Source organism: Actinomyces sp. oral taxon 171 str. F0337, assembly GCF_005696555.1.
Classification (GTDB): Bacteria; Actinomycetota; Actinomycetes; order Actinomycetales; family Actinomycetaceae; genus Actinomyces; species Actinomyces oris_E.
In genome coordinates this window covers 477,564-497,396 of the sequence record NZ_CP040005.1, presented here as the reverse complement: position 1 = coordinate 497,396, position 19,833 = coordinate 477,564, and the positions used below count along the sequence as shown (strand labels likewise).

Genomic DNA, 19,833 nt, shown 5'->3' with positions numbered 1-19,833 from the left:
AACCGGCCCGGCGGGGATTGATTAGTCGCCACACGTGACATCTCACGGTGCGAGGCCCCGGCTGGATACCGCATCCAATCGGGGCCTCGTCGTTGTCGTGTCGTCCCCCCGCTGTTCGTGCCAGCGGCGGCCTCGGCCGCTCAGGCGGTCCGGTAGGTGCCGTGGATGTCGACCGATCCCCCGTCGACGCCCTTCGTGCCGGAGACCACCCGGCCCTGAGCCTCGTACTTCGCGGCCTCATGCACCTCGCCGAGCACCCAGGCGGGGATGTCGGAGCCCTCGGCGACCCGCAGGACGGCGTCGACCACACTCGGGTCGACGACGGCGACCATCCCCACGCCCAGGTTGAGAGTGCCCTCGAGGTCCTCCCACGGCACCGAGCCGAGCTCGCGCACGGTGGAGAAGACCGGCGGCACCGTCCAGGAGGAGCGGTCGGCGTCGGCGATGAGCCCGGCCGGCAGGACCCGGGCGACGTTGGCGGCCAGTCCCCCGCCGGTGATGTGGGACAGGGCGTGGACCGGCCCCGGGGCGGCCGGTGAGGACAGGGTCTCCAGCATGGCCAGGCACACGCGGGTGTACAGGCGCGTGGGCTCGAGCAGCTCCTGGCCCAGGGTGCGGCCGAACTCGGGGACCTCGTGCTCCAGGCCCCAGCCGGCGTGCTCGATGACGCGGCGCACCAGGGAGTAGCCGTTGGAGTGCAGGCCGGAGGAGCCCAGGGCGACCAGGACGTCGCCGGCACGCACCTTCTCGGCGCCGAGGACGCGATCGGCCTCGACGACGCCGGTGGCGGCCCCGGCGACGTCGTACTCGTCGGGGGCCATGAGGCCGGGGTGCTCGGCGGTCTCACCGCCCAGCAGCGGGGTGCCGATAGCGGCGCATGCCTGGGCGATGCCGCGCACGATGTCGGCGATCCGCTCAGGGACGACGTGCCCGCAGGCGATGTAGTCGGTCATGAGCAGGGGCCGGGCCCCGACCACGACGATGTCGTCGACAACCATGCCCACCAGGTCCTGACCAATGGTGTCGTGGATGTCGAGGGCCTGGGCAATGGCGACCTTGGTGCCCACGCCGTCGGTGGAGGTGGCCAGCAGGGGGCGGCGGTAGTCACGCAGGGCGGAGACGTCCACGAGCCCGGCGAAGCCCCCGACGCCGCCGACGACGGCCGGGGTCATGGTGGAGGCCACGGCGTCCTTCATGAGCGCGACGGCCCGGTCCCCGGCGGCGGTGTCCACGCCGGAGTCGGCGTAGGTGATGGCGGAGGTGGGCTGCTCGGGCTGCTGTGTCATGTGGGGGCTCCTTGTGGACTCGGGTCGAAGGTGCGGTGGTGAGCGGAAGGGGCGAGGGCGGAGCAGGTGGCCGGCGGCTGACCGGGGTCGGCCAGTCAGCGCACGGCCGGCCGCCCAGGGCTACGACGTCGTCGAGCCCAGGGGGCTGCCGGAGGCCAGGTCCGGGCGGGTGATGCTGCCCGGCGGCACGGTGCGCTCGGCGTCGTCGGCCTTCTCGCTGCGCCGACCGCGGTAGGCGGTCGGGACGCGGCGCACGGGGATGGCGGCGGACGTCAGGCTGCGCACGGGCGGCGGGATCGGGTAGTCGCCGGTGAAGCAGGCCAGGCACAGGTCGTCGGCCTTCTGGCCGCTGGCAGCCACCATGCCCTCGACGGACAGGAAGCCCAGGGAGTCGGCGCCGATGGACTCGCCGATCTCCTCCACGCTCATACCGGTGGCGATGAGCTCGGCGCGGGTGGCGAAGTCGATGCCGTAGAAGCAGGGCCACATGACCGGCGGGGAGGAGATGCGCACGTGGACCTCGGCGGCGCCGGCCTCGCGCAGCATCCGCACCAGGGCCCGTTGGGTGTTGCCGCGCACGATGGAGTCGTCGACGACGACGAGGCGCTTGCCCTCGATGACCTCGCGCAGGGGGTTGAGCTTGAGGCGGATGCCGAGCTGGCGCAGGGTCTGGGTGGGCTGGATGAAGGTGCGCCCAACGTAGGCGTTCTTCACCAGGCCCTGCCCGTAGGGGATGCCGGAGGCCTGGGCGTAGCCGATGGCGGCCGGGGTGCCCGACTCGGGCGTGGCGATGACGAGGTCGGCCTCCACCGGGTGCTCGCGGGCCAGGGCGGCCCCCATCTCGTTGCGCGAGGTGATGACGCTACGTCCGGCGATGCGGGTGTCGGGGCGGGCCAGGTAGACGTACTCGAAGACGCAGCCGGCCCGGCGGGCGGTGGCGAAGCGCGAGGAGCGCACGCCGTCCTCGTCGATCTCGATGAGCTCGCCGGGCTCGATCTCGCGCACGAAGGCGGCGCCGACGATGTCCAGGGCCGCGGTCTCGGAGGCCACGGCCCACCCGTTGCCCAGGCGCCCCAGCACCAGGGGGCGCACCCCGTGGGGGTCGCGGGCGGCGTAGAGGGTGCGCTCATCCATGAAGACCAGGGAGAAGGCGCCGCGGAGCATGGGCAGGACCCGCCGTGCGGCCTGGTGGATGCTCAAGGGGGGCGGTGCGGAGTAGGCGGCGTCGAGCTCGGCGTCGTCGGTGATGCCGGAGGTGAGGATGTCGGCGGCCGAGTCCCAGCCCTCCAGGGCTCCGTGCTCGGAGACGAGGTTGAGCAGGGCGGCCAGGACGGCGGTGTCGGTGGAGGAGCCGCGGCCGAGCTCACCGCTGAGGTCCTCCCCGGAGGTGACGCGTACGGCGTCCATGAGCTCGCGGGTGTTGGTGAGGTTGCCGTTGTGGGCCAGGGCGAGGGTGGAGCCGGCCGCCGGGCCGAGCATCGGCTGGGCGTTCTCCCAGGTGGTGGCCCCCTGGGTGGCGTAGCGGACGTGGCCGACGGCCACGTGGCCGGTGAGGTTGGACAGGGCCTGGTCGTCGAAGACCTGGGAGACCAGGCCGAGGTCCTTGTAGACGAGGATCTGGGAGCCGTTGGAGGTGGCGATGCCCGCCGACTCCTGGCCGCGGTGCTGGAGGGCGTACAGCCCGAAGTAGCTCAGGCGGGAGACGTCCTCGCCGGGGGCCCACACTCCGAAGACGCCGCACTCCTCGCGCGGCGAGGGCTCGAGCTCGTCGGAGTGGTCGTCGGGCAGAGCGGTCAGGCCGGGGACGCTGACGGGCACTGCGGGAACCGTCGGATCGGGCGGGCTCAACCGGGCGGATCGGCTCGGAGGCTCGGTGGAGCCGGCCCGCGGGGTGGGGCGGGCGCCGTCGGGATGGTCGAAGGTGATCTGCGAGGGTTTCTCACCGGTGCGCACACGCACAGTCTGTCATGGTCCGGCGCCGTCTGACCATTGCGGCCGCCGGAGCCGGTCCGCGGGCGGCTCCGGAATCAGCTCGCCCCCACCAGGACCCCGACGACGATCATCGAGACCCCGAGTATTGATCGCCTGGTGAAGGGCTCACGCAGGAGCCACACCCCGGCGATGACACCGAAGACGACGTTGAGGCTCCGGGAGGTGGCGACGACGGACGGAGGCCCGAAGCGCATGGCGACAAGCACCAGCGCATAGCTCGCCGGCACCAGCACCGCGATGGGGAGGGCCCGGGCCCAGCCGGCAGCCAGCGCAGCGGGCAGCTCGCGACGACGCCGGCCCAGCACGATGGTGAGCAGCACGAGCTGAGCCAGACTGGACAGCGCCATGTAGGGCACAACGGCGACGTGCAGCTCCGCGACGGCGAAGGCGTCCCACAGAGTGTAGGCGGCGGTGCAGGATGCGACGGCGCTGCCCGCCCGGAGGCCCCGGGCCCGGGTCAGATCCCGCCAGGTGGCCCCCGAGGCGAGGGGGACGCCGATGAGGACCGCCAGAAGCGCGAGCGCCTGGATGGCGCTCGGGCCCCCGGTCCACGGCGCCACCACCGCCGTCACCAGAACCGGCGCCAGCCCGCGTGAGACCGGATAGACCACTGACAGGTCCGCCGACGAGTAGGCGCGTTGGAGGACCGCGGCGTAGGCCGTGTGCAGCGCCGTGCTGACGAGGGCCGCCCACCAGGCCGGGCCCAGACCTCCCCAGGTCGCCCCCACTGTCAGTACCGCGAGCCACAGCGGCGCGGCGATGGCGCTGTAGACCCACACGAAGGCGACGTCGGAGGTACCGGAGCGCTTCACCAGCACGTTCCACAGGGCGTGCAGGGCGGACCCGACCGAGACCAGGGCGAGGGAGTATCCGAAAGCCATCATGTAGACGATGTCTACCATATTGTAGACGCCGTCTACAAGAGGCAGGCTAGGGCCATGAGCCCGACAACGGAGGACCGTCTGATCCAGGCTGGGCGGCAGCTGCTCGAGGACGACGGCGTCAGCGCGGTGACCGTACGAGAGGTGGCCCGGCGCTGCGGCGTCTCCCACGGAGCACCGAGACGCCACTTCCCCACCCTCGCGCTGCTACTGTCCGCCATCGCCGAGGTGTGCCTCGATGAGCTCCGCACTCGCCTCACCGATGCCGCGGCAGGCCTCAAGGAGACCGCGAGGGCCTACGTCGCCTACGCCGTCGAGCACCCCCACGCCTTCGACCTCATCACCCGTCACGACGTGCTGGCCGGCAGCGGCCGAGAGCTTCGGGCCAGGTCCCTGCCACTCCTTGAAGAATGGCGCGCCCGCTTCGCCAAGGAACGCCCGGATGCGCCCGAGGCCGCCGCGACCGCAGCCTGGGCGGCCGTCCACGGCGTCGCCTCACTCGCCTCACGGGGTGCGCTGGACCTGGTGGGGAGTGACGCTGAGGAGCTGCTGGAACAGCTGCTCCCGCAGGCCTGACGCACCTGGCGCCTCAGGGTCGGTTCCGCAGGAGCTGGAAGCGGGTGCCGGAGGCGGGGTCGGCGGACAGGAGGCGGACCCGCACGCGCTCACCCACCGGGAGGCCATCGTCGGGGGCCTTCGTGCCGGCGCGGATCTCGGTGACGACGGCGGGCTCGGCCAGGACGAGCTCGCCGCGGCCGTCGCGCTCGGAGGTGATGACGCCGTCGAAGACCTCGCCCTCGTGTCCGCGCAGGACCAGGGCCTCCAGAGCGGTCAGGGCTCCGCGGCCGATGGCTCTGGCGCGCTTGCCGGTCTGCTCCATGACGTCGGGCAGGTCGGGGAGGGCCTCAAGGACCCACTCGGGCACGGGCGCCTGGGCGCAGGCGGCGATGCAGACCTCCTCGCCGTAGCGGTCCACGAGGCGGCGCAGCGGGGCGGTGACGTGGGCGTAGCGGGCGGCGATCGCGGAGTGGACGGCCTCCTCGGTGTCGGAGGCCTCGTCCTCGGCCGGTACCCCGACGCCGCCCACTCCGAAGGCGAGGTAGCCCGATCCACGGAAGAGGGACATGGCCTGCTCCATGAAGGCAGCGTGAGCGGGCACGGCGTGGTCCAGGCCGCGCACGAGCTCGGGGTAGGGCTGGGCGGCCGGCCAGTCGATGCCCAGGGCCGTGGCGACGCGCCGCAGACGGGCGTAGTCCTCGGGGCGCGCCGGCGGCAGGGTCCGCAGGATGCCGACGCCGCACTCGACCATGACCCGGGCGGCGCACATGCCGGTGAGCAGGGAGATCTGGGCGTTGTACTGCTCGGCGGGCACGGGCACGCGGTAGGCGAGCCGGTAGCCGGCGGGGCCGGGCGCCTCGGCGGACTCGGCGGACTCGGAGTCCCCTGCCGGCTCTGTCACCTCTGCTGCCTCTGCCACCTGTGCCGCCTCGGTCACCTCGACGACCTGCTCGGGCGTGGTCATGCTGATGCCGCCGCGGGCGGCCTCGCGTTCCAGGCGCAGGCGGCCGATCTCGGCCAGGAGCTCGGGCAGGTCGGCCGGCGCCTCCTGGGGCAGGGCGCCCTCCCCGTCAATGGCGGCCTGGACCTGGGCGTAGGTGAGGCGGGCCCGCGAGCGCACGAGGGCCCGCTCGACGCGGGCGGAGACGACCTCGCCGCGGTCATCGAGGTCGATGGTCCACAGGCAGGCGGGGCGCTCGGCGTCCTGAAGGAGGGAGGCGGCGCCGTGGGAGAGGACCTCGGGGTGCAGGGGCGTGGCGGCGTCGGGGGCGTAGACGGTCTCGCCGCGACGGCGCAGCTCGGTGTCCAGGGGGCCGCCGGGGGTCACGAAGGTGGCCAGGGAGGCGATGGCGTAGTGGACTCGGTAGGCGGCTTCCGACTCCGGGGCGTCCCCGACGTCCCCGACGGTCGCGCCGGCCTGGTCAACATAGTCGGCCTGCGCGGGCAGGTGCTCCAGGAGAACCGCCTGGTCGAGGTCCATGGAGCCGGGCGGGTCGATGGTGACCAGGTCCAGGTCGCGGGCGTCGCGGGCGCCGTCGGCCAGGAGACGGGCGGGGCCGTCCTGGGCCCAGGCGCCGGCGGCGGCCTCCGCCTCGGCGAGGGCCTCGGGCGGGAAGGCGGTGGGGACCTCGTAGTGCGCGCGCAACGCGTCCAAGGTCCGGGTGACCTCGGCGGGCGGGGCGGTGTAGGTGCTCAGGCGCGTGCGACTCATGGGATGAACCTACCGGCGCGGGCCGCCGGCGCAGCGACCAACAGACGGATGGAGCGGAATCAGCCCGATCTGTCACGGGCGGCGACTTTTAGGACCGAGTGGGCTCCGCAGACGACCAGTCAGAACGCGTTGACGCTGGTCAGGACCTTGCGCCCTGACGTCTGCCCCGACAGGGTGCGTTGAAAAGTCGCCATTTGTGACACTTTCGTCCTCTGCGCGGTTGGCACAACAGTCCGAGATGCCTCAGGACATGGGAGTGACCGGCCCCTACGAGTCCGCGGAGCAGCCCCGGCTCGCAAAGCGACAGTCAGAATCAGGGCGGCGGCGCTACGGCGGCACGGCGGCGACCATGCCACGCCGGTCGGCCCAGACCGGACAGGCTTTCAGAGCTTGACCAGAGGCAGGTAGGCGGACAGGTCGCAGCGCTCGCCGGAGGCGTGCAGGGCGCCGCCGGCCAGGGCGTCCTGCCAGGTGAGTCGGCCGGTGGCCAGGGCCAGCCAGGTGGCGGCGTCGGTCTCGACGACGCTGGGCGGGGTGCCCCGGCGGTGGACGGTGCCGGCGACAGCCTGGGTGACTCCGAAGGGCGGGACCCGCACCTCGACCGAGCGCCCGGGCGCGCAGGCGGCGAGCTCCTCAAGGGTGTAGCGCACGGCGGTGGCGGTCATCCGACGGCGGGCGGCCCGGTCGGCGGGACTGGCCGAGTCGGGGCCACCGGCGGCACGCTCAGCGCCGGTCGGTCCTCCGGTCCCGTTGACCGGCCCGTCCCCGGGCCTGTCATGCTCCTGGGCCCACTGGCGCAGGGCCTGGGCGCCGGCGGCGGGGTCGATGCGTCGTCTTGCAGCCATGTCGTGAAGCCTATGCCGGACCGCCCCGGGGAGCGTCCTGCGTCAACGGGGACACCGAAACTCTCGGACTCGGCCTCTTAGCTCCTCACACGCGTCGTGCGGGGCCCCGCACCTGGTGGGACCCCGCACGACGCGGTGATGAGGATCGCCGGATCAAGCGGCATCTGCCGCCTGCGCCTCAGCGGTCTTCTTGCCGTCGGTGTTGCGCCCCAGACCCTTGAGGACGATGACCAGGGCGGTGGTCACCGCCGTCCCGGCCAGGATCGCCAGGAGGAAGCCACCGAAGTTGGTGATGGCGAAGGCGACGAACACGCCGCCGTGGGGCGCTCGGGAGCCGACGTGCATGGCCATGGTCATCGCGCCGGTGACCGCGCCGCCGGCCATAGTGGCCGGGATGACGCGCAGCGGGTCGGCGGCGGCGAAGGGGATGGCGCCCTCGGAGATGAAGGACAGCCCCAGCAGCCAGGCGCTGCGTCCGTTCTCCACCTCGGCCTTGGTGAACAGCCGCGAGCGCAGGAAGGTCGCGACGGACATCGCCAGCGGCGGCACCATGCCGGCGGCCATGACGGTGGCCATGATCTCGTAGGGGGCGGCGTTGGTGGCGCTGGCCGCGGACAGGCCCGCGGTGCCGAACAGGTAGGCGGCCTTGTTGACCGGTCCGCCCAGGTCGAAGCACATCATGAGCCCGAGGATGATGCCGAGCAGCACGGCCGACCCACCCCCGGACATGGAGGTCAGTCCGTTCTGCAGCGCGGTCATGAGGGAGGCCAAGGGCAGCCCGAGAACCAGGTACATGACGGCGCCGACCACCAGCGTGGTGCCCAGCGGGATGATGACCACCGGCATGAGCCCCCGCAGCCAGGACGGCACGCCGAGCCCGGCGAGCCAGGCCGCGAAGTAGCCCGCGAGGATGCCGCCGACCAGGCCGCCGATGAACCCGGCACCGACCTCGACCGCGACGACCCCCATGACGAATCCGGGCGCGATCCCGGGCCTGCCGGCCAGCCCGAAGGAGATGTAGCCGGCCAGCGCCGGGACGAGGAAGCTCATGGCCGCCTGCCCCAGCAGGAACAGCGTCCACCCGATGTACAGCAGCAGCCCGGACTGGGAGACGGTGATCGTCTCGGTGCCGACGACGTCGCCGGCCGAGTTCTTGATCTCGTGCACGAACTCGTTGCCGGGCAGGTTCCACAGGGAGTAGTCGCTGATGGAGATCTTCTCGTAGAGGTTGGCCACGTCGTACCCGGCCAGGAGGAAGCCCAGGGCGATGAGCAGACCACCGGCGGCCACGAAGGGAATCATGTAGGACACCCCGGTCATGACCGAGCGCTGGAGGCGCCGGGCCCAGTGCTCGGAGCCCTCCTCGCTCTCCTCGGCGGACTCGCCGCCGGCCGGCACGCGGGTGGCGCTCGGGTCGTCGACCACGGCCAGGGCCTTGTCCACCAGGGAGCCGGCGTCGTTGACGGCGGCCTTGACGCCGACGTCGATGACGGGCTTGCCGGCGAAGCGCTCGCGGCCCTTGACGGGCAGGTCGTGGGCGAAGATGACGGCGCTGGCCCGATTGATGAGGTCGGGGTCCAGGGCGTCGATCTTGCCCGAGCCCTGGCCCTCGATGGCCACGGTGATGCCGCGGTCCTTGCCGGCCTGCTCCAGGGCCTCGGCGGCCATGAAGGTGTGGGCGATGCCGGTGGGGCAGGAGGAGACGCCCACGATGACGGTCTCGCCCTCCGCCGGAGCCGACGACGCCGAGGCCTCCTTGGTCTCCACGACGCCGGCCCCTTGGGCCGAGTCCGCGGCGCTTGCGGCCTCACTGGTCTCACCGGCTGCGCCGTCCGCGCCGTCCGCGGCCTGTGTCCCGTCGTCGAGCAGCTCGGGCTGGACCTGCCTGGTGACGATGCGGGCGATCTCCTCGGCGTCGGCGGCCTGGCGCAGGGCGTCAGTGAAATCGGACTGCATGAGTCCGCGGGCGAGCTTGGCCAGGAGCTGGAGGTGGAAGTCGTCGGCGCCGTCGGGGGCGGCGATCATGAAGATGAGGTCGGCGGCCTGTCCGTCAGCGGCCCCGAAGTCGACCGGCTGCGACAGGCGGGCGAAGCCGAGGCTGGGGGCCAGGACGTGAGAGCTGCGGCAGTGCGGGATGGCGATGCCACCGGGGATCCCGGTGGGGGCGGTGGACTCGCGCTTCTTGGCGTCGGCGGCCAGGCCGTCGGGGCTGGAGGCCCGGCCCGCACCGGCCACGGTGGTGGCCAGGAACTCGATGACGTCTTCCTTGCCCGGGCCGGCGTCGGCGTCGAGCGCGACCAGCTCGGGGATGATGAGGGGCTTGTTCTCGGTCATGGTCTTCCTTGGTGTCCGAGGTGCCGCCGCCCGGTGGGCTGCGGCGGGTCACAGGTGGTCAAGGGTGGTGGGCGGCGGTCATGCGGTCAGTGGTGGTCATGTGGCGGGTCGGTGGACGGGTGATGGACGGTCGAGGGGCGGTCGGTGGCGGGGCCGGCTGGGCGGTGACCGGCCGGCAGCCGCTGACATGTGCGGGGGCTCGCGGGTCTGCGACCCCGGCGCCCGCGGGCGCCCCGACTCAGGAGAGCCGGGTGACGACGGCCGGCTGATCGGGCAGGTCGGCGGGCGTGGGCAGGGTGGTTCCGGGCAGGGAGGCGGCGGCCGAGCCGTAGGCCATGGCGGTGCGCAGGCGCTCGGTCTCGTCACCGCCGTTGACGTCGGCCAGGATGTAGCCGGCCACCGAGGAGTCCCCGGCGCCGACGGTGGAGACCACCGGGACCTCGGGGGCGGTGGCGTGCCAGGCGCCGTCGGCGGTCACCAGGACGGCGCCGGCGGGGCCGAGGGTCACCAGGACGGCGCCGATGCCCAGGTCCACCAGGAGGCGGGCGGCGTCGACAACGGGGTCGTAGTCCCCCTGAACGGCGCCCTCCTCGAGGGCCATGGCGCGCTCGGCGGGCAGGCCGGTGAGCTGGCCGAGCTCCTCACCGTTGGGCTTGATGAGGTCGGGGGCCGATCCGGGCAGCTCGGCGGCCAGGGCCGCCAGGGGCTCGTCGGAGGTGTCGACGGCGATGCGCAGCCCCGGGGCGGCCTCGCGCAGGAGCCCGACCAGGCGGGCGTACCACCTGGCCGGTGCGCCCGGCGGCAGGGAGCCGGACAGGACGGCCCAGTGGTGGGGGTCGGCTCCGGCCGACACCCCCGTGAGCGTCAGGGTCTCCAGGAGGGCCTGCTCGACGGCGTCGATCTCCTCAGCGCTCAGGCCCGCTCCCAGCTCATTGAGCTTGGTGGTGGTGCCGTCGGGCTCGGTGACGGCGGTGTTGATGCGGGCGGGGCCGGCCACGGGCACGGATCGCACGGTGAGGCCGGGCAGCTCGAGGCCGTCCAGGGCGGTGAGGATGGGGTCGTGCTCGGCGGCGGGCAGGACGGCGGTGGCGGCGCGCCCGGAGGTGGACAGGACGCGGGCGACGTTGACGCCCTTGCCTCCCGGTTCCATGACGACGTCGGTCAGGCGCTGGACGGCGCCGCGCTGGAGGGGAGCGGGTAGGGAGACGGTGCGGTCGAGGGACGGGTTGGGCGTGAGAGTCAGGATCATGCGACAAGTACCTCGGTTTCGGCTGCGGTGAGCTGGTCGATGAGTGCGGGCGGGAGCTCGACGTCGGTGACCAGGAGGTCGATGTCGTCGAGGGAGGCGAAGGAGACCAGGTGCTCCTGGCCGATCTTGGTGGAGTCGACCAGGGCCACCACCTGGCGGGCGCTGCGCACCATGGCGCGTTTGACGGTGGCCTCGTCGGGATCGGGCGTGGACAGCCCGTGGGCTGCGCTCAGGCCGTTGGCGCCCAGGACGGCGACGTCGACCCTCAGGGTGGACAGGGCCTCGACGGCCTCGGGGCCGACGGCGGCCTGGGTGAGTCCGCGCAGCTGGCCGCCCAGGATCCGCACCCGGGTACGTCCGGCGGCGGCCAGGGATGCGGCGGTCAGGACGGAGTTGGTGATGACGGTCAGGTCGCTGTCGCCCGGCAGGAGGCGGGCGAGCGACTCGGTGGTGGTTCCAGCGTCGATGAGGAGGGTGGTGCCGGGTTTCGGTGCGAGCCGCGCCAGGGCGGCGCGGGCGATGGCCTGCTTGGCATCGGGGTTGACCTGCTCGCGCTGGGTCACGCCGGTCTCCGGCAGGGCGGGGGCGGGGATGGCGCCACCGTGGACCTTGCGCAGGGCGCCGCTGCGGTCCAGGGCGGTCAGGTCACGACGGATCGTCTCAGGGGTGACGTCGTAGTGCTCGGCGAGCTCGGTGACGAGAACCCGCCCCGCACCGCGCACCTGCTCCACGATCTGGCGGTGCCTGTCCTCGATGCGCATGTTCACCCCCTGAGGTCGGTGCCATCGACAGAGGCGCCCGTTCGGACATCTCTTCGACTTTTTATGTTTGAACAGACGTAAGAGTATGTCTGTTCAGACATTCATGTCCACCCCTTTGTGACTCACAATACAATCTATAGGTTGTTTTGAGAACAGGGTCCGCCCCACGGGCGCCGCCGACACCCGCCACCCAGCACTCGTGCCCGCCACCCCTGGTGAGGGCGACGGGCACGAGCGTCGATTCGCGCGTCGCTGCAGCAGCTCGGTGTGAGACCACCTCGGCGCGCGTCAATCCACGTCAGTCGACCTGCCGTCTGCGGCGCAGGATGAGGTAGCCGCCGACGATGAGGATCAGGGCGACGACGCCTGCACCCAGGGACGCACCTGTGCGGGCCAGCGGCCAACCACCCGAGCCACCGACCGGCTGAGCGCCGTTGCCACCACGGGCCTCAGGAGCAGCGGCTGCGGGCGGCGCGCCGCTCCCGGCGGATGGCTCGGTGCCGCCACCCACGGACGCCTCATCAGCATCACGACCGGCCTGCGGGGTGGACGTCGCCTCGCCGCCGGCCTCGTCCGCCGCCGTGTCTGCGCTCCCTGCCGTGCTGGCACCGGCGTCCGCACCGGGGTCGTCCACAGCCTCACCCTCGATCTCGACCGAGAAGCGATTGAGAACCGTGCCTGCGGCATCGAGGGTCTCGACGGTGGCCCAGCGGCAGGTGGTGGCCTGGACCGTACGGCAGGCACGCGTGGGTGCGTCGTCCGGGAACGTGAGGTTGAAGTCAACCCGCCCGGTGGTCGGGCCGGTGGCGTCGACGGTGAGGTCGAGGTCCTTGGTCAGGATCTCCTTGCTCCCCGTGCTCGCGCGTACGCGCCGGGCGCCGGCGGCCTGCTCGGAGGCGTTGGTGTAGGCCAGGGACTCCAGGGTCACCGAGACCATGTCGGTGCTGCGCGCGCCGCCTGAGCTGATGTACACGGGCCCCACGGTCATCCCGGTCTGCCGCTTGGAGTAGTCGGCCTTGACGGGCTGGTCGCCGAAGGAGGCCAGGTAGGCGGAGGTGACGTCGCGGTCGAGGACGCCGGTGTTGGTCACGGGCTTGCCCTTCAGGACGGTGTAGCCGTCGCCGCCGGTCAGCAGGAAGGAGTTGGAGGCGACGACGACACTGTCGCCGTCGGCCAGCGGCTTGCCGTCGACGAGGATCTCACGGATCGCGGGGGCGGCTCCGGCTTCAGTCCCGTGAGCGGCATCGGTGCTGGCCTCGGTGAGGACGTCGACGTTGCTGGACAGCCCCAGGGTGAGGACGGGCCGGCTGGAGCCGGGCTGCCACTGCTGGGACAGCAGAGCCTTCAGCTCGGCGCCGGTGAGGGTCGTGTAGGCCATCTCGTTGCCGAAGGGCTGGACGGTGTAGGCCTCCCCCGAGGTCAGGACGCCATCACCCTCGGAGCCGGAGGCGGCGTAGAGCAGGTCGGCGCGCACGCCGCCGGCGTTCATGATGCCCACGTAGCGGGTGGAGCCGGCCGGCTGGATGTCGGTGGCGAGCCAGCTGCGGAAGGACTCGGCGATGAGGTTGGAGGCGGTGGACTCGGTGCCTCGGTTGGCGCCGGGTCCGGAGCCGTCCGAGCCGCGCAGGAAGTCCGATCCGATCCGGGCCAGCGGCTTGCCGCCCTCGGTGGCGGAGTCCTTCTCCGCCTGGGACACGATCCCGGCGACGCCGTAGGCGTCGGTGGTGCAGTTCGAGCTGCGCAGGTCCTTGTTGTCAGCACTGACCACCGAGGTCTTCCGGCTGGCGGGGTCATAGCTGAGACGGATGCGCCCCAGCGCCCAGCCGTAGTGGTCGGCCTGAACGACGGCGATCTGGTTGCCCTCAGCACCGGTGACGGTCTGGGCGAAGGGCACGTGGGTGTGTCCGGAGAAGACGGCATCGACACTCCCGCCGAAGCTGGTGGCAGTGGTGGCGGCATCCTCGTGACTGAGCACGACGACGACGTCGGCCTCACCATTGGCGGGATCGCCGTCCTTGAGCTCGGCGGCACGGGCATTGGCGGAGGCGACCGCTGGACTCAGGGTGAGAGTGGACAGGGCTGAGGGTGACACGAGGGTGGGAAGCTCATCGGTGACGACGCCGACGAAGCCGACGCGCACACCGCCGACCTCCTTGATGAAGACTCCCTTGCCGACACCCTCGGCGCTCAAGGGAGCCGAGCCGGAGACGTTGGCGGCCAGGATCGGGAAGTTCGAGGCGGGCAGGATGCGCGTCTCCAGGTCGGTCAGGCCCTGGTCGAGCTCGTGGTTGCCCAGGGCGGAGGCATCCAGGGACATCGCGTTGAGCGTCTCCATGGTGGGGCGGTCCTGGAGGATGGAGGAGACGTAGGCCGACCCACCCACGGAGTCTCCGGCGGAGACGAACAGAGTGTTGGGGTTGGTGGCGCGGGCGGCGGAGACCTCGCAGGCCAGAGTGACGGCGCCGGGGTCCTCGACGGAAGTCTGCCCGGTGTTGCGGTCCGTCTGAGTGGTACGGGAGATGTGGCCGTGCAGGTCGGTGATGCCCAGCAGGTCGATGGTGGTGGTGCCGCTGGCCGGAGCGTCAGCCGGCGCGGCCGGTTCGTCGGCACCGGCGGTCGGGGTGAGCGGGGAGGGACTGAGGGCTGTCAGAGTGAGCGCGCACATGACGGCGCCGACCTTGACGGCCCACGTGGGGTGCAGTCGCATGTCGTTCCTTGTCAGGCGGAGGGATGGTGACCCGGGAAAAGATGAGGAGAGGAACATGACTAACCGTATGTGACCGCGCGACACGAGGCATTTTTTCACGGAACTCACTGACATTCATCACCCAGGACTCGTGCCCACCTCCCCTGGTGGGGTGGCGGGCACGAGTGTCGATTCGCGTATCACTGCGTCAGCCTGTGTCAGACCTGCCGCGATCCACGTCAGTCGATCTGCCGCCTGCGGCGCAGGATGAGGTAGCCACCGACGATGAGGGTCAGGGCGACGACGCCCGCGCTGAGGGAGGTACCGGTGCGGGCCAGCGGCCAGGCTCCCAAGCCGCCGATCGGCTGACCACCACCGGCGCCGCGAGCCTCACGAGCGGCAGCACCCGCCCCACTCGTGGCGGCAGGCAGACCGCCTGCACCGTTGACCGGCACCGTGGCACCGTCAGCGCTCCCGCCTCCGGGTGAGGCAGTCGCCTTCCCATCCGGGACCGCACCGCCACTGGGAGCCGCCGAGGCCGACGGAGCCGCCTTGGCACCGGGCGCAGCCGACGTCGTCGCCGTGGCACCCGCCGACGGCCCGGCACCGGAGGTCGAGGACGGAGTCGGCTGCGCGCCGGGAGTGGACGACGGAGTGCTAGACGCGGCCGATGGCCCGCCACTGGCAGTGGCCGACGGCGTTGCCGTGGGCGCCGCATCGGCCGGCACCTCGACGTAGAAGCTGTTGAGAACCCGGCCGACGCCGTCAACGGACTCCAAGGTGACCCAGCGGCAGGTCGTGGCCTCCGCGCTGCGGCAGGCGCCGGTGGGTGCATCGGCCGGAACCGTGAGGTCAAAGCTCGCCTGACCGGTGGTGGGGCCACTGCGGTCCACGGTCAGGTCGATGTTCTGACTGAAGAACTCCTTGTCCCCGGACACGGCGCGCACACGGCGAGCCCCGAGAACCTGCTCCGTGGGGTGGGTGTATACCAGGGAGTCCATCGTCACTGTCACCGTGCCGGCCTGACCGGGCTTCGGGGTCGCACTCATACCCACCTGACGCTTGGCGTAGCTCGGTTTGAGTATCTGCTGGTTGAAGGAGGCCAGGTAGTTGGTGGTGATGTCACGTCCGAGCGAACCGACGTTCACAACCCCTCTTCCATGGGGGAGTGTGAAGCCGGCGCCGCCGGTGAGCAGCTCCTGGGTGGAGGCCACGACCACCGTGTCCGTGTCCCCCAGGACCTGCCCGTCCACCCGGACCTCGCGAATCGAGGGAGCGGCGCCGTCCTCGGTCTGGGCCGCGGAGTTCACGATGACGTCGACGTTGGCGGACAGCCCCAGCTGGACAGCCACCGAATCCGCTCCGGGGCGCCACTGCTGGGCGATGAGCCCCTTGAGCTCGGCACCGGTCATGGTGAGGTATCCCATGGCCTTGTCATCCGGCGAGACGTTACGGACCTCGTCGACCGTGAAGAGGCCGTCGACCTGGTCAGCGGGCACTTCTCCGTGATAGTTCCCGGTGCTCTTGTAGCGGAAATCGGCTTTGAGGTCGTCGGCCCGGACTACTCCCACATAGTGTGTGGAGGCTGGCGGCTGCTCCATGGGATCCATGTCGGCGAGCCAGTATCGGTAGGACTCGGCCACCAGGTCGGCCGCCGTGGACTCGGTGCCGGTGTGGGCTCCGGGGGTCACACCGTCCGATCCACGCAAGTAGTCGGTGCCGAGCTGCGCCACCGCCCGGGCAGCCCCCAGATCCATCATCTTGTTGTATCTCTTATATGAGAAGATATTGATGCCGCCGAAATCGTCTTCATGACAGTATTCCTGCCTCAGATCGCGGTTCTCCACGTTGGCGACGGAGACCTTCTTGGTGTCCCGGTCGTAGTTGAGCCGAATCATCCCGAGCTTCAGACCGTAGTGGTCGGGCTGGACGACGGCGATCTCATTGCCCTCGACCCCGGTCACCGTCTGCGCGTAGGAGACGTGGCTGCGTCCTGCGACGACGGCGTCGACGTTCTTGGAGAAGCCCGTCGCCGTGGAGGCCGCGTCCTCGTGACTGAGCACGACGACGACGTCGGCCTCACCATTGGCGGGGTCACCGTCCTTGAGCTCGGCTGCGCGGGCGTTGGCCGTGGCCACCGCCGGGGCGACCGTGAGCTGTGCCCGGGTGGAGGAGGAGACCAGTTTGGGCAGCTCATCGGTCACCACACCGATGAAGCCGACCCGCACCCCGTCGACCTCCTTGATGAAGACACCGCGACCGTCCCCCTCGGCACTCAGGGCATCGGAGCCGGACACGTTCGCCGCCAGGATGGGGAATGTCGCATAGGGAAGAACCCGACCCTCGAGGTCACCGAGACCATGGTCGAGCTCGTGCACCCCTAGCGCAGAGACATCCATGCGGAACCGCTCCAGCACATCCAGTGTCCCCTCATCATCCATGTAGGACGACAGGTAGTATGACGACCCGATATTGTCTCCCGACGAGACGAATAACGCATTGGGATTCGCTCTGTAAGCCCGGCTCAAATGGCACGCCAGGGACGTCACACCGGGATTCTCCACATTGTTGAGGTCGACCTCGCCAGTCTCCGGATTCTTATGGAACGTCGTTTCGATGTAGCCGTGCAGATCGGAGATGCCAACGAGGTCGATGGGGACTCCCCCATCCGGGGAGTCCAATGGCACAGCAACGTCGGGCAGTCCGGCGCCCTGAGGTGGAACCGTCCCGGAGGGCGCGGCGGTGGAAAGAGGGCTGAGTGAAGCGAGGGCCAGCGCGCTGAATGCGACGCAGACTCGTCCCCGCCTTCGCGATATGAGCCTCATGATATGTCCTTAGGTCAGCGTGAAAAGAGTGCAGAGAGAACGTGGAAGGAGAAGGGCCGCACCATCGCTGCCCCCTCATCCCTCCTGGCGTCTGCGGCGCAGGATGAGGTAGCCGCCGACGATGAGGGTCAGGGCGACGACGCCCGCGCTGAGGGAGGTACCGGTGCGGGCCAGCGGCCAGGTGCCCGAACCACCGGCCGGCTTCGCGCCGGCTCCGCGGACCTCCGGGGCGGTGGTACTCGCCCAGCTCGTGGCGGCAGGCAGACCGCCCGCACCGCCGACCGGCACCGTGGCACCGTCAGCGCTCCCGCCTCCGGGTGAGGCCGTCGCCTTCCCATCCGGGACCGCACCGGCACTGCCGCTGGGGCCCGCCGTCGCCGTGGCACCTGCCGACGGCCCGGCACTGGGCGTCGAGGGCGCAGCCGACGGCGCACTGGGTGGGACCGGCTGTGCACTGGCAGTGGCCGACGGCGTTGCCGTGGGCGCCGCATCGGCCGGCACCTCGACGTAGAAGCTATTGAGGACCCGGCCGGCGGCGTTCACGGACTCCAGGGTCACCCAGCGGCAGCTGTCCGCGGAGGCTGTGCGGCAGGCGCCGGTGGGCGCATCGGCCGGGAACGTGAGGTCGAAGCTCGCCTTTCCGGTGGTGGGGCCACTGCGGTCCACGGTCAGGTCGATGTTCTGACTGAAGAACTCCTTATCCCCGGAGCGGGCACGGACTCGCTGCGCACCGAGGGTCTGTTCGGAGGCGTTGGTGTAGGCCAAGGAGTCCATCGTCACTGTCACCGTGCCGGCCTGACCGGGCTTCGGGGTCGCACTCATACCCACCTGACGTTTGGAGTAGGACGGCATCAAGGGCTTGTCCCCGAAGGAGTGCAGGTAGGAGATGAAGACGCTGTGGTGGAGTGAGCCGACGTCGACGATGACCTTCTGGTCAGGAATGGTGAAGTCGACGCCGTCGTCGAGCAGCTCGTGGGTGGAGGCCACGACCACTGTGTCCGTGTCCCCCAGGACCTGCCCGTCGACCCGGATCTCACGCACTGTGGGAACGGCTCCGCTCTGCGCCGTCGCCCCGGGATCGACAATGACGTCCATGTTGGAGGACAGTCCCAGGTTGAGCACGGCAGGATCGGCGTGGAATCTCCACTGCTGAGCGATGAGCGCCTTGAGCTCTGCACCATTCAGAGTGGCGTAGGAGAGCGCTTTATTGTCGGGCTGGACGCCGAGCGCCTCCCCGTAGGAGACGAGGCCGTCCTGGTCCAGGCGCGGGATGTCGTTGTAGTTACCGGACGCGAGGTAGGTGAGGTCCTTCTTGACGTCACCGGAATTGACGATGCCGACGTAGTGGCTGGTTCCAGGAGGTTTGATGTCGGTGATCCAGCTGCGGTAGGACTCGGCGACCAGGTCGGCTGCCGTGGACTCCGTTGCCGCATTGGTGTCGGGGACGCTTCCATCGGAACCCCGCAGGAAGTCCGCCCCGATATGCGCCAGCGGTTGCTTCTTAACGTCTGTGACGGAGCTGTAGTACTCCCACATCGTATTCAGGACGTCGGGAGAGGATCCTCGGCATTCGAAGCCTTGGATGGGTGTGCTATGCGCGTAGTAGGCGAATGTCTTCCGGGTCGTTCGATCGTACTCGAGGAGAACATCCCCGAAGGTCCGCCCGTAACGGCCGGGCTGGACGACAGGAATCGCATTGCCCTCGAATCCGGTGACGACCTGCCCGTGGCCCTGTCCGCTGCGACCGGCGACGACGGCGTCGACGTTCTTGGAGAAGCCGGTTGCCGTGGAGGTCATGTCCTCATGGCTGAGCACGACGACGATGTCGGCCTCACCATTGGCGGGGTCACCGTCCTTGAGCTCGGCGGCGCGGGCGTTGGCCGTGGCCACCGCGGGGGAGACTGTCAGGGCCGCCCGGTTCGCCGCGGGCGTCCGGGCGGGAAGGTCGTCGGTCACCACGCCGATGAAGCCGACGCGCACCCCGTCGACCTCCTTGATGAAGACCCCCCGACCACTCCCCTCGGCACTCAGGGCATCGGAGCCGGACACGTTCGCCGCCAGGATGGGGAAGTCGGAGGCGGGCAGGATTCTGTCCTCGAGGTCCTTCACTCCGCCGTCGAGCGCGTGGACCCCCAGGGCTGAGGCATCCAGCTCCATCGTATTGAGCCCGCTGATGACGGGCCGGTCCTGCAGGAAGGAGGACGCGTGGGGCGAGGCGCCGACATTGCCGCCGGAGGAGACGACGAGCGTATTGGGGAAGTCCTCTCGAATCCCACGGACAGCGCACTCGATCCCGACCAGGCCGGGGTCCTTGGGGAGGTCGTACTCCTCGGTATCCGGGTTGAACCCGCTCGTCTCCAGGTAGTGACCATGAAGACCGCCCAGGCCCACCAGCTTGATGCTCACCTTGTTGCCCGGATCATCGGCCCCCTGGAGCCCGTCAGCGCCGTCGGGAGGTTTCTCCGCAGCGGCAGCCGGCGGCATGAGGGATGCTGTCGGAACCGAGATCATGGGACTCAGTGCAGCCACAACCAGAGCGCTCAACGCAGCGCAGACTCGTGCTCTGCGAGCTGGAAGTATTCTCATGTCAATCCTCATGGGACGTAGGGATGGAGATCGGGATCACTTGAGGAAGGGAACATCACCAAGGTACGCCTCTCCCGGGATTTTTGCAGTATTTTTTACGATCTCATCCAGTCGGTAGA

13 protein-coding genes are annotated in these 19,833 nt (G+C 70.5%); 2 read left to right on the top strand and 11 right to left on the bottom strand.

The window, feature by feature from the left end; genetic code table 11:
• Nucleotides 1-140: 140 nt before the first annotated feature.
• From purM to FBF36_RS02145, 3 genes are all read right to left on the bottom strand, one after another.
• Nucleotides 141-1,286, bottom strand: a complete 1,146-nt coding sequence (gene purM / locus FBF36_RS02155; protein ID WP_009395312.1) for a phosphoribosylformylglycinamidine cyclo-ligase — start codon at nucleotides 1,284-1,286, stop codon at nucleotides 141-143.
• Between the two features lie 120 nt (nucleotides 1,287-1,406).
• Nucleotides 1,407-3,239, bottom strand: a complete 1,833-nt coding sequence (gene purF, locus FBF36_RS02150) for an amidophosphoribosyltransferase (RefSeq protein ID WP_138137104.1) — start codon at nucleotides 3,237-3,239, stop codon at nucleotides 1,407-1,409.
• Between the two features lie 74 nt (nucleotides 3,240-3,313).
• Nucleotides 3,314-4,180: a DMT family transporter gene (locus tag FBF36_RS02145; protein ID WP_009397805.1), complete on the bottom strand. Its 867-nt coding sequence runs from the start codon at nucleotides 4,178-4,180 to the stop codon at nucleotides 3,314-3,316.
• A gap of 36 nt (nucleotides 4,181-4,216) precedes the next feature.
• Here FBF36_RS02145 and FBF36_RS02140 point away from each other — a divergent pair, with 36 nt between their 5' ends.
• The gene (locus tag FBF36_RS02140) at nucleotides 4,217-4,735 is read left to right on the top strand and encodes a TetR/AcrR family transcriptional regulator (protein ID WP_009397803.1); all 519 of its coding nucleotides are present in this window, start codon (nucleotides 4,217-4,219) and stop codon (nucleotides 4,733-4,735) included.
• Between the two features lie 13 nt (nucleotides 4,736-4,748).
• Here the strand turns inward: FBF36_RS02140 and FBF36_RS02135 are convergent, their stop codons facing one another.
• The 7 genes from FBF36_RS02135 to FBF36_RS02105 form a co-directional block, all read right to left on the bottom strand.
• A complete protein-coding gene (locus FBF36_RS02135) occupies nucleotides 4,749-6,428 on the bottom strand; it encodes an RNB domain-containing ribonuclease (protein ID WP_138137102.1) in 1,680 nt (559 codons plus the stop codon).
• Nucleotides 6,429-6,811: 383 nt separating this feature from the next.
• Complete coding sequence (locus FBF36_RS02130; protein WP_075375795.1) at nucleotides 6,812-7,273, bottom strand: sterol carrier family protein; 462 nt, start codon at nucleotides 7,271-7,273, stop codon at nucleotides 6,812-6,814.
• Nucleotides 7,274-7,426: 153 nt separating this feature from the next.
• Entirely contained in the window at nucleotides 7,427-9,607 is a 2,181-nt protein-coding gene (locus tag FBF36_RS02125) for a fructose-specific PTS transporter subunit EIIC (protein ID WP_009397283.1), read from the bottom strand.
• A 238-nt stretch (nucleotides 9,608-9,845) separates the two neighbouring features.
• A complete protein-coding gene (locus tag FBF36_RS02120) occupies nucleotides 9,846-10,856 on the bottom strand; it encodes a 1-phosphofructokinase family hexose kinase (RefSeq protein ID WP_075375797.1) in 1,011 nt (336 codons plus the stop codon).
• Nucleotides 10,853-11,617, bottom strand: coding sequence for a DeoR/GlpR family DNA-binding transcription regulator (locus FBF36_RS02115; RefSeq protein ID WP_009396950.1), 765 nt, complete (start codon nucleotides 11,615-11,617; stop codon nucleotides 10,853-10,855). Before FBF36_RS02115 ends, FBF36_RS02120 begins: the two co-directional genes overlap by 4 nt.
• 298 nt (nucleotides 11,618-11,915) lie before the next feature.
• The gene (locus tag FBF36_RS02110; protein ID WP_009396963.1) at nucleotides 11,916-14,324 is read right to left on the bottom strand and encodes a bifunctional metallophosphatase/5'-nucleotidase; all 2,409 of its coding nucleotides are present in this window, start codon (nucleotides 14,322-14,324) and stop codon (nucleotides 11,916-11,918) included.
• A gap of 218 nt (nucleotides 14,325-14,542) precedes the next feature.
• Nucleotides 14,543-16,702, bottom strand: a complete 2,160-nt coding sequence (locus FBF36_RS02105) for a 5'-nucleotidase C-terminal domain-containing protein (RefSeq protein WP_225792434.1) — start codon at nucleotides 16,700-16,702, stop codon at nucleotides 14,543-14,545.
• A 225-nt stretch (nucleotides 16,703-16,927) separates the two neighbouring features.
• On the opposite strand from FBF36_RS02105, the gene FBF36_RS13240 reads away from it, so the two are divergent.
• Nucleotides 16,928-17,065: a hypothetical protein gene (locus FBF36_RS13240; protein ID WP_192574990.1), complete on the top strand. Its 138-nt coding sequence runs from the start codon at nucleotides 16,928-16,930 to the stop codon at nucleotides 17,063-17,065.
• A 138-nt stretch (nucleotides 17,066-17,203) separates the two neighbouring features.
• Here the strand turns inward: FBF36_RS13240 and FBF36_RS02100 are convergent, their stop codons facing one another.
• Entirely contained in the window at nucleotides 17,204-19,639 is a 2,436-nt protein-coding gene (locus FBF36_RS02100; protein WP_225792433.1) for a bifunctional metallophosphatase/5'-nucleotidase, read from the bottom strand.
• Between the last annotated feature and the right edge of the window lie 194 nt (nucleotides 19,640-19,833).

Coding starts and splice junctions, on each gene's coding strand:
- FBF36_RS02125 (WP_009397283.1), bottom strand. CDS start 9,607: ATGACCGAGAACAAGCCCCTCATCATCCCCGAGCTGGTCGCGCTCGAC.
- purM (WP_009395312.1), bottom strand. CDS start 1,286: ATGACACAGCAGCCCGAGCAGCCCACCTCCGCCATCACCTACGCCGAC.
- FBF36_RS02115 (WP_009396950.1), bottom strand. CDS start 11,617: ATGCGCATCGAGGACAGGCACCGCCAGATCGTGGAGCAGGTGCGCGGT.
- FBF36_RS02130 (WP_075375795.1), bottom strand. CDS start 7,273: ATGGCTGCAAGACGACGCATCGACCCCGCCGCCGGCGCCCAGGCCCTG.
- FBF36_RS02100 (WP_225792433.1), bottom strand. CDS start 19,639: ATGATCTCGGTTCCGACAGCATCCCTCATGCCGCCGGCTGCCGCTGCG.
- FBF36_RS02105 (WP_225792434.1), bottom strand. CDS start 16,702: ATGGATGTCTCTGCGCTAGGGGTGCACGAGCTCGACCATGGTCTCGGT.
- FBF36_RS02140 (WP_009397803.1), top strand. CDS start 4,217: ATGAGCCCGACAACGGAGGACCGTCTGATCCAGGCTGGGCGGCAGCTG.
- FBF36_RS02135 (WP_138137102.1), bottom strand. CDS start 6,428: ATGAGTCGCACGCGCCTGAGCACCTACACCGCCCCGCCCGCCGAGGTC.
- FBF36_RS02120 (WP_075375797.1), bottom strand. CDS start 10,856: ATGATCCTGACTCTCACGCCCAACCCGTCCCTCGACCGCACCGTCTCC.
- FBF36_RS02110 (WP_009396963.1), bottom strand. CDS start 14,324: ATGCGACTGCACCCCACGTGGGCCGTCAAGGTCGGCGCCGTCATGTGC.
- FBF36_RS02145 (WP_009397805.1), bottom strand. CDS start 4,180: ATGGTAGACATCGTCTACATGATGGCTTTCGGATACTCCCTCGCCCTG.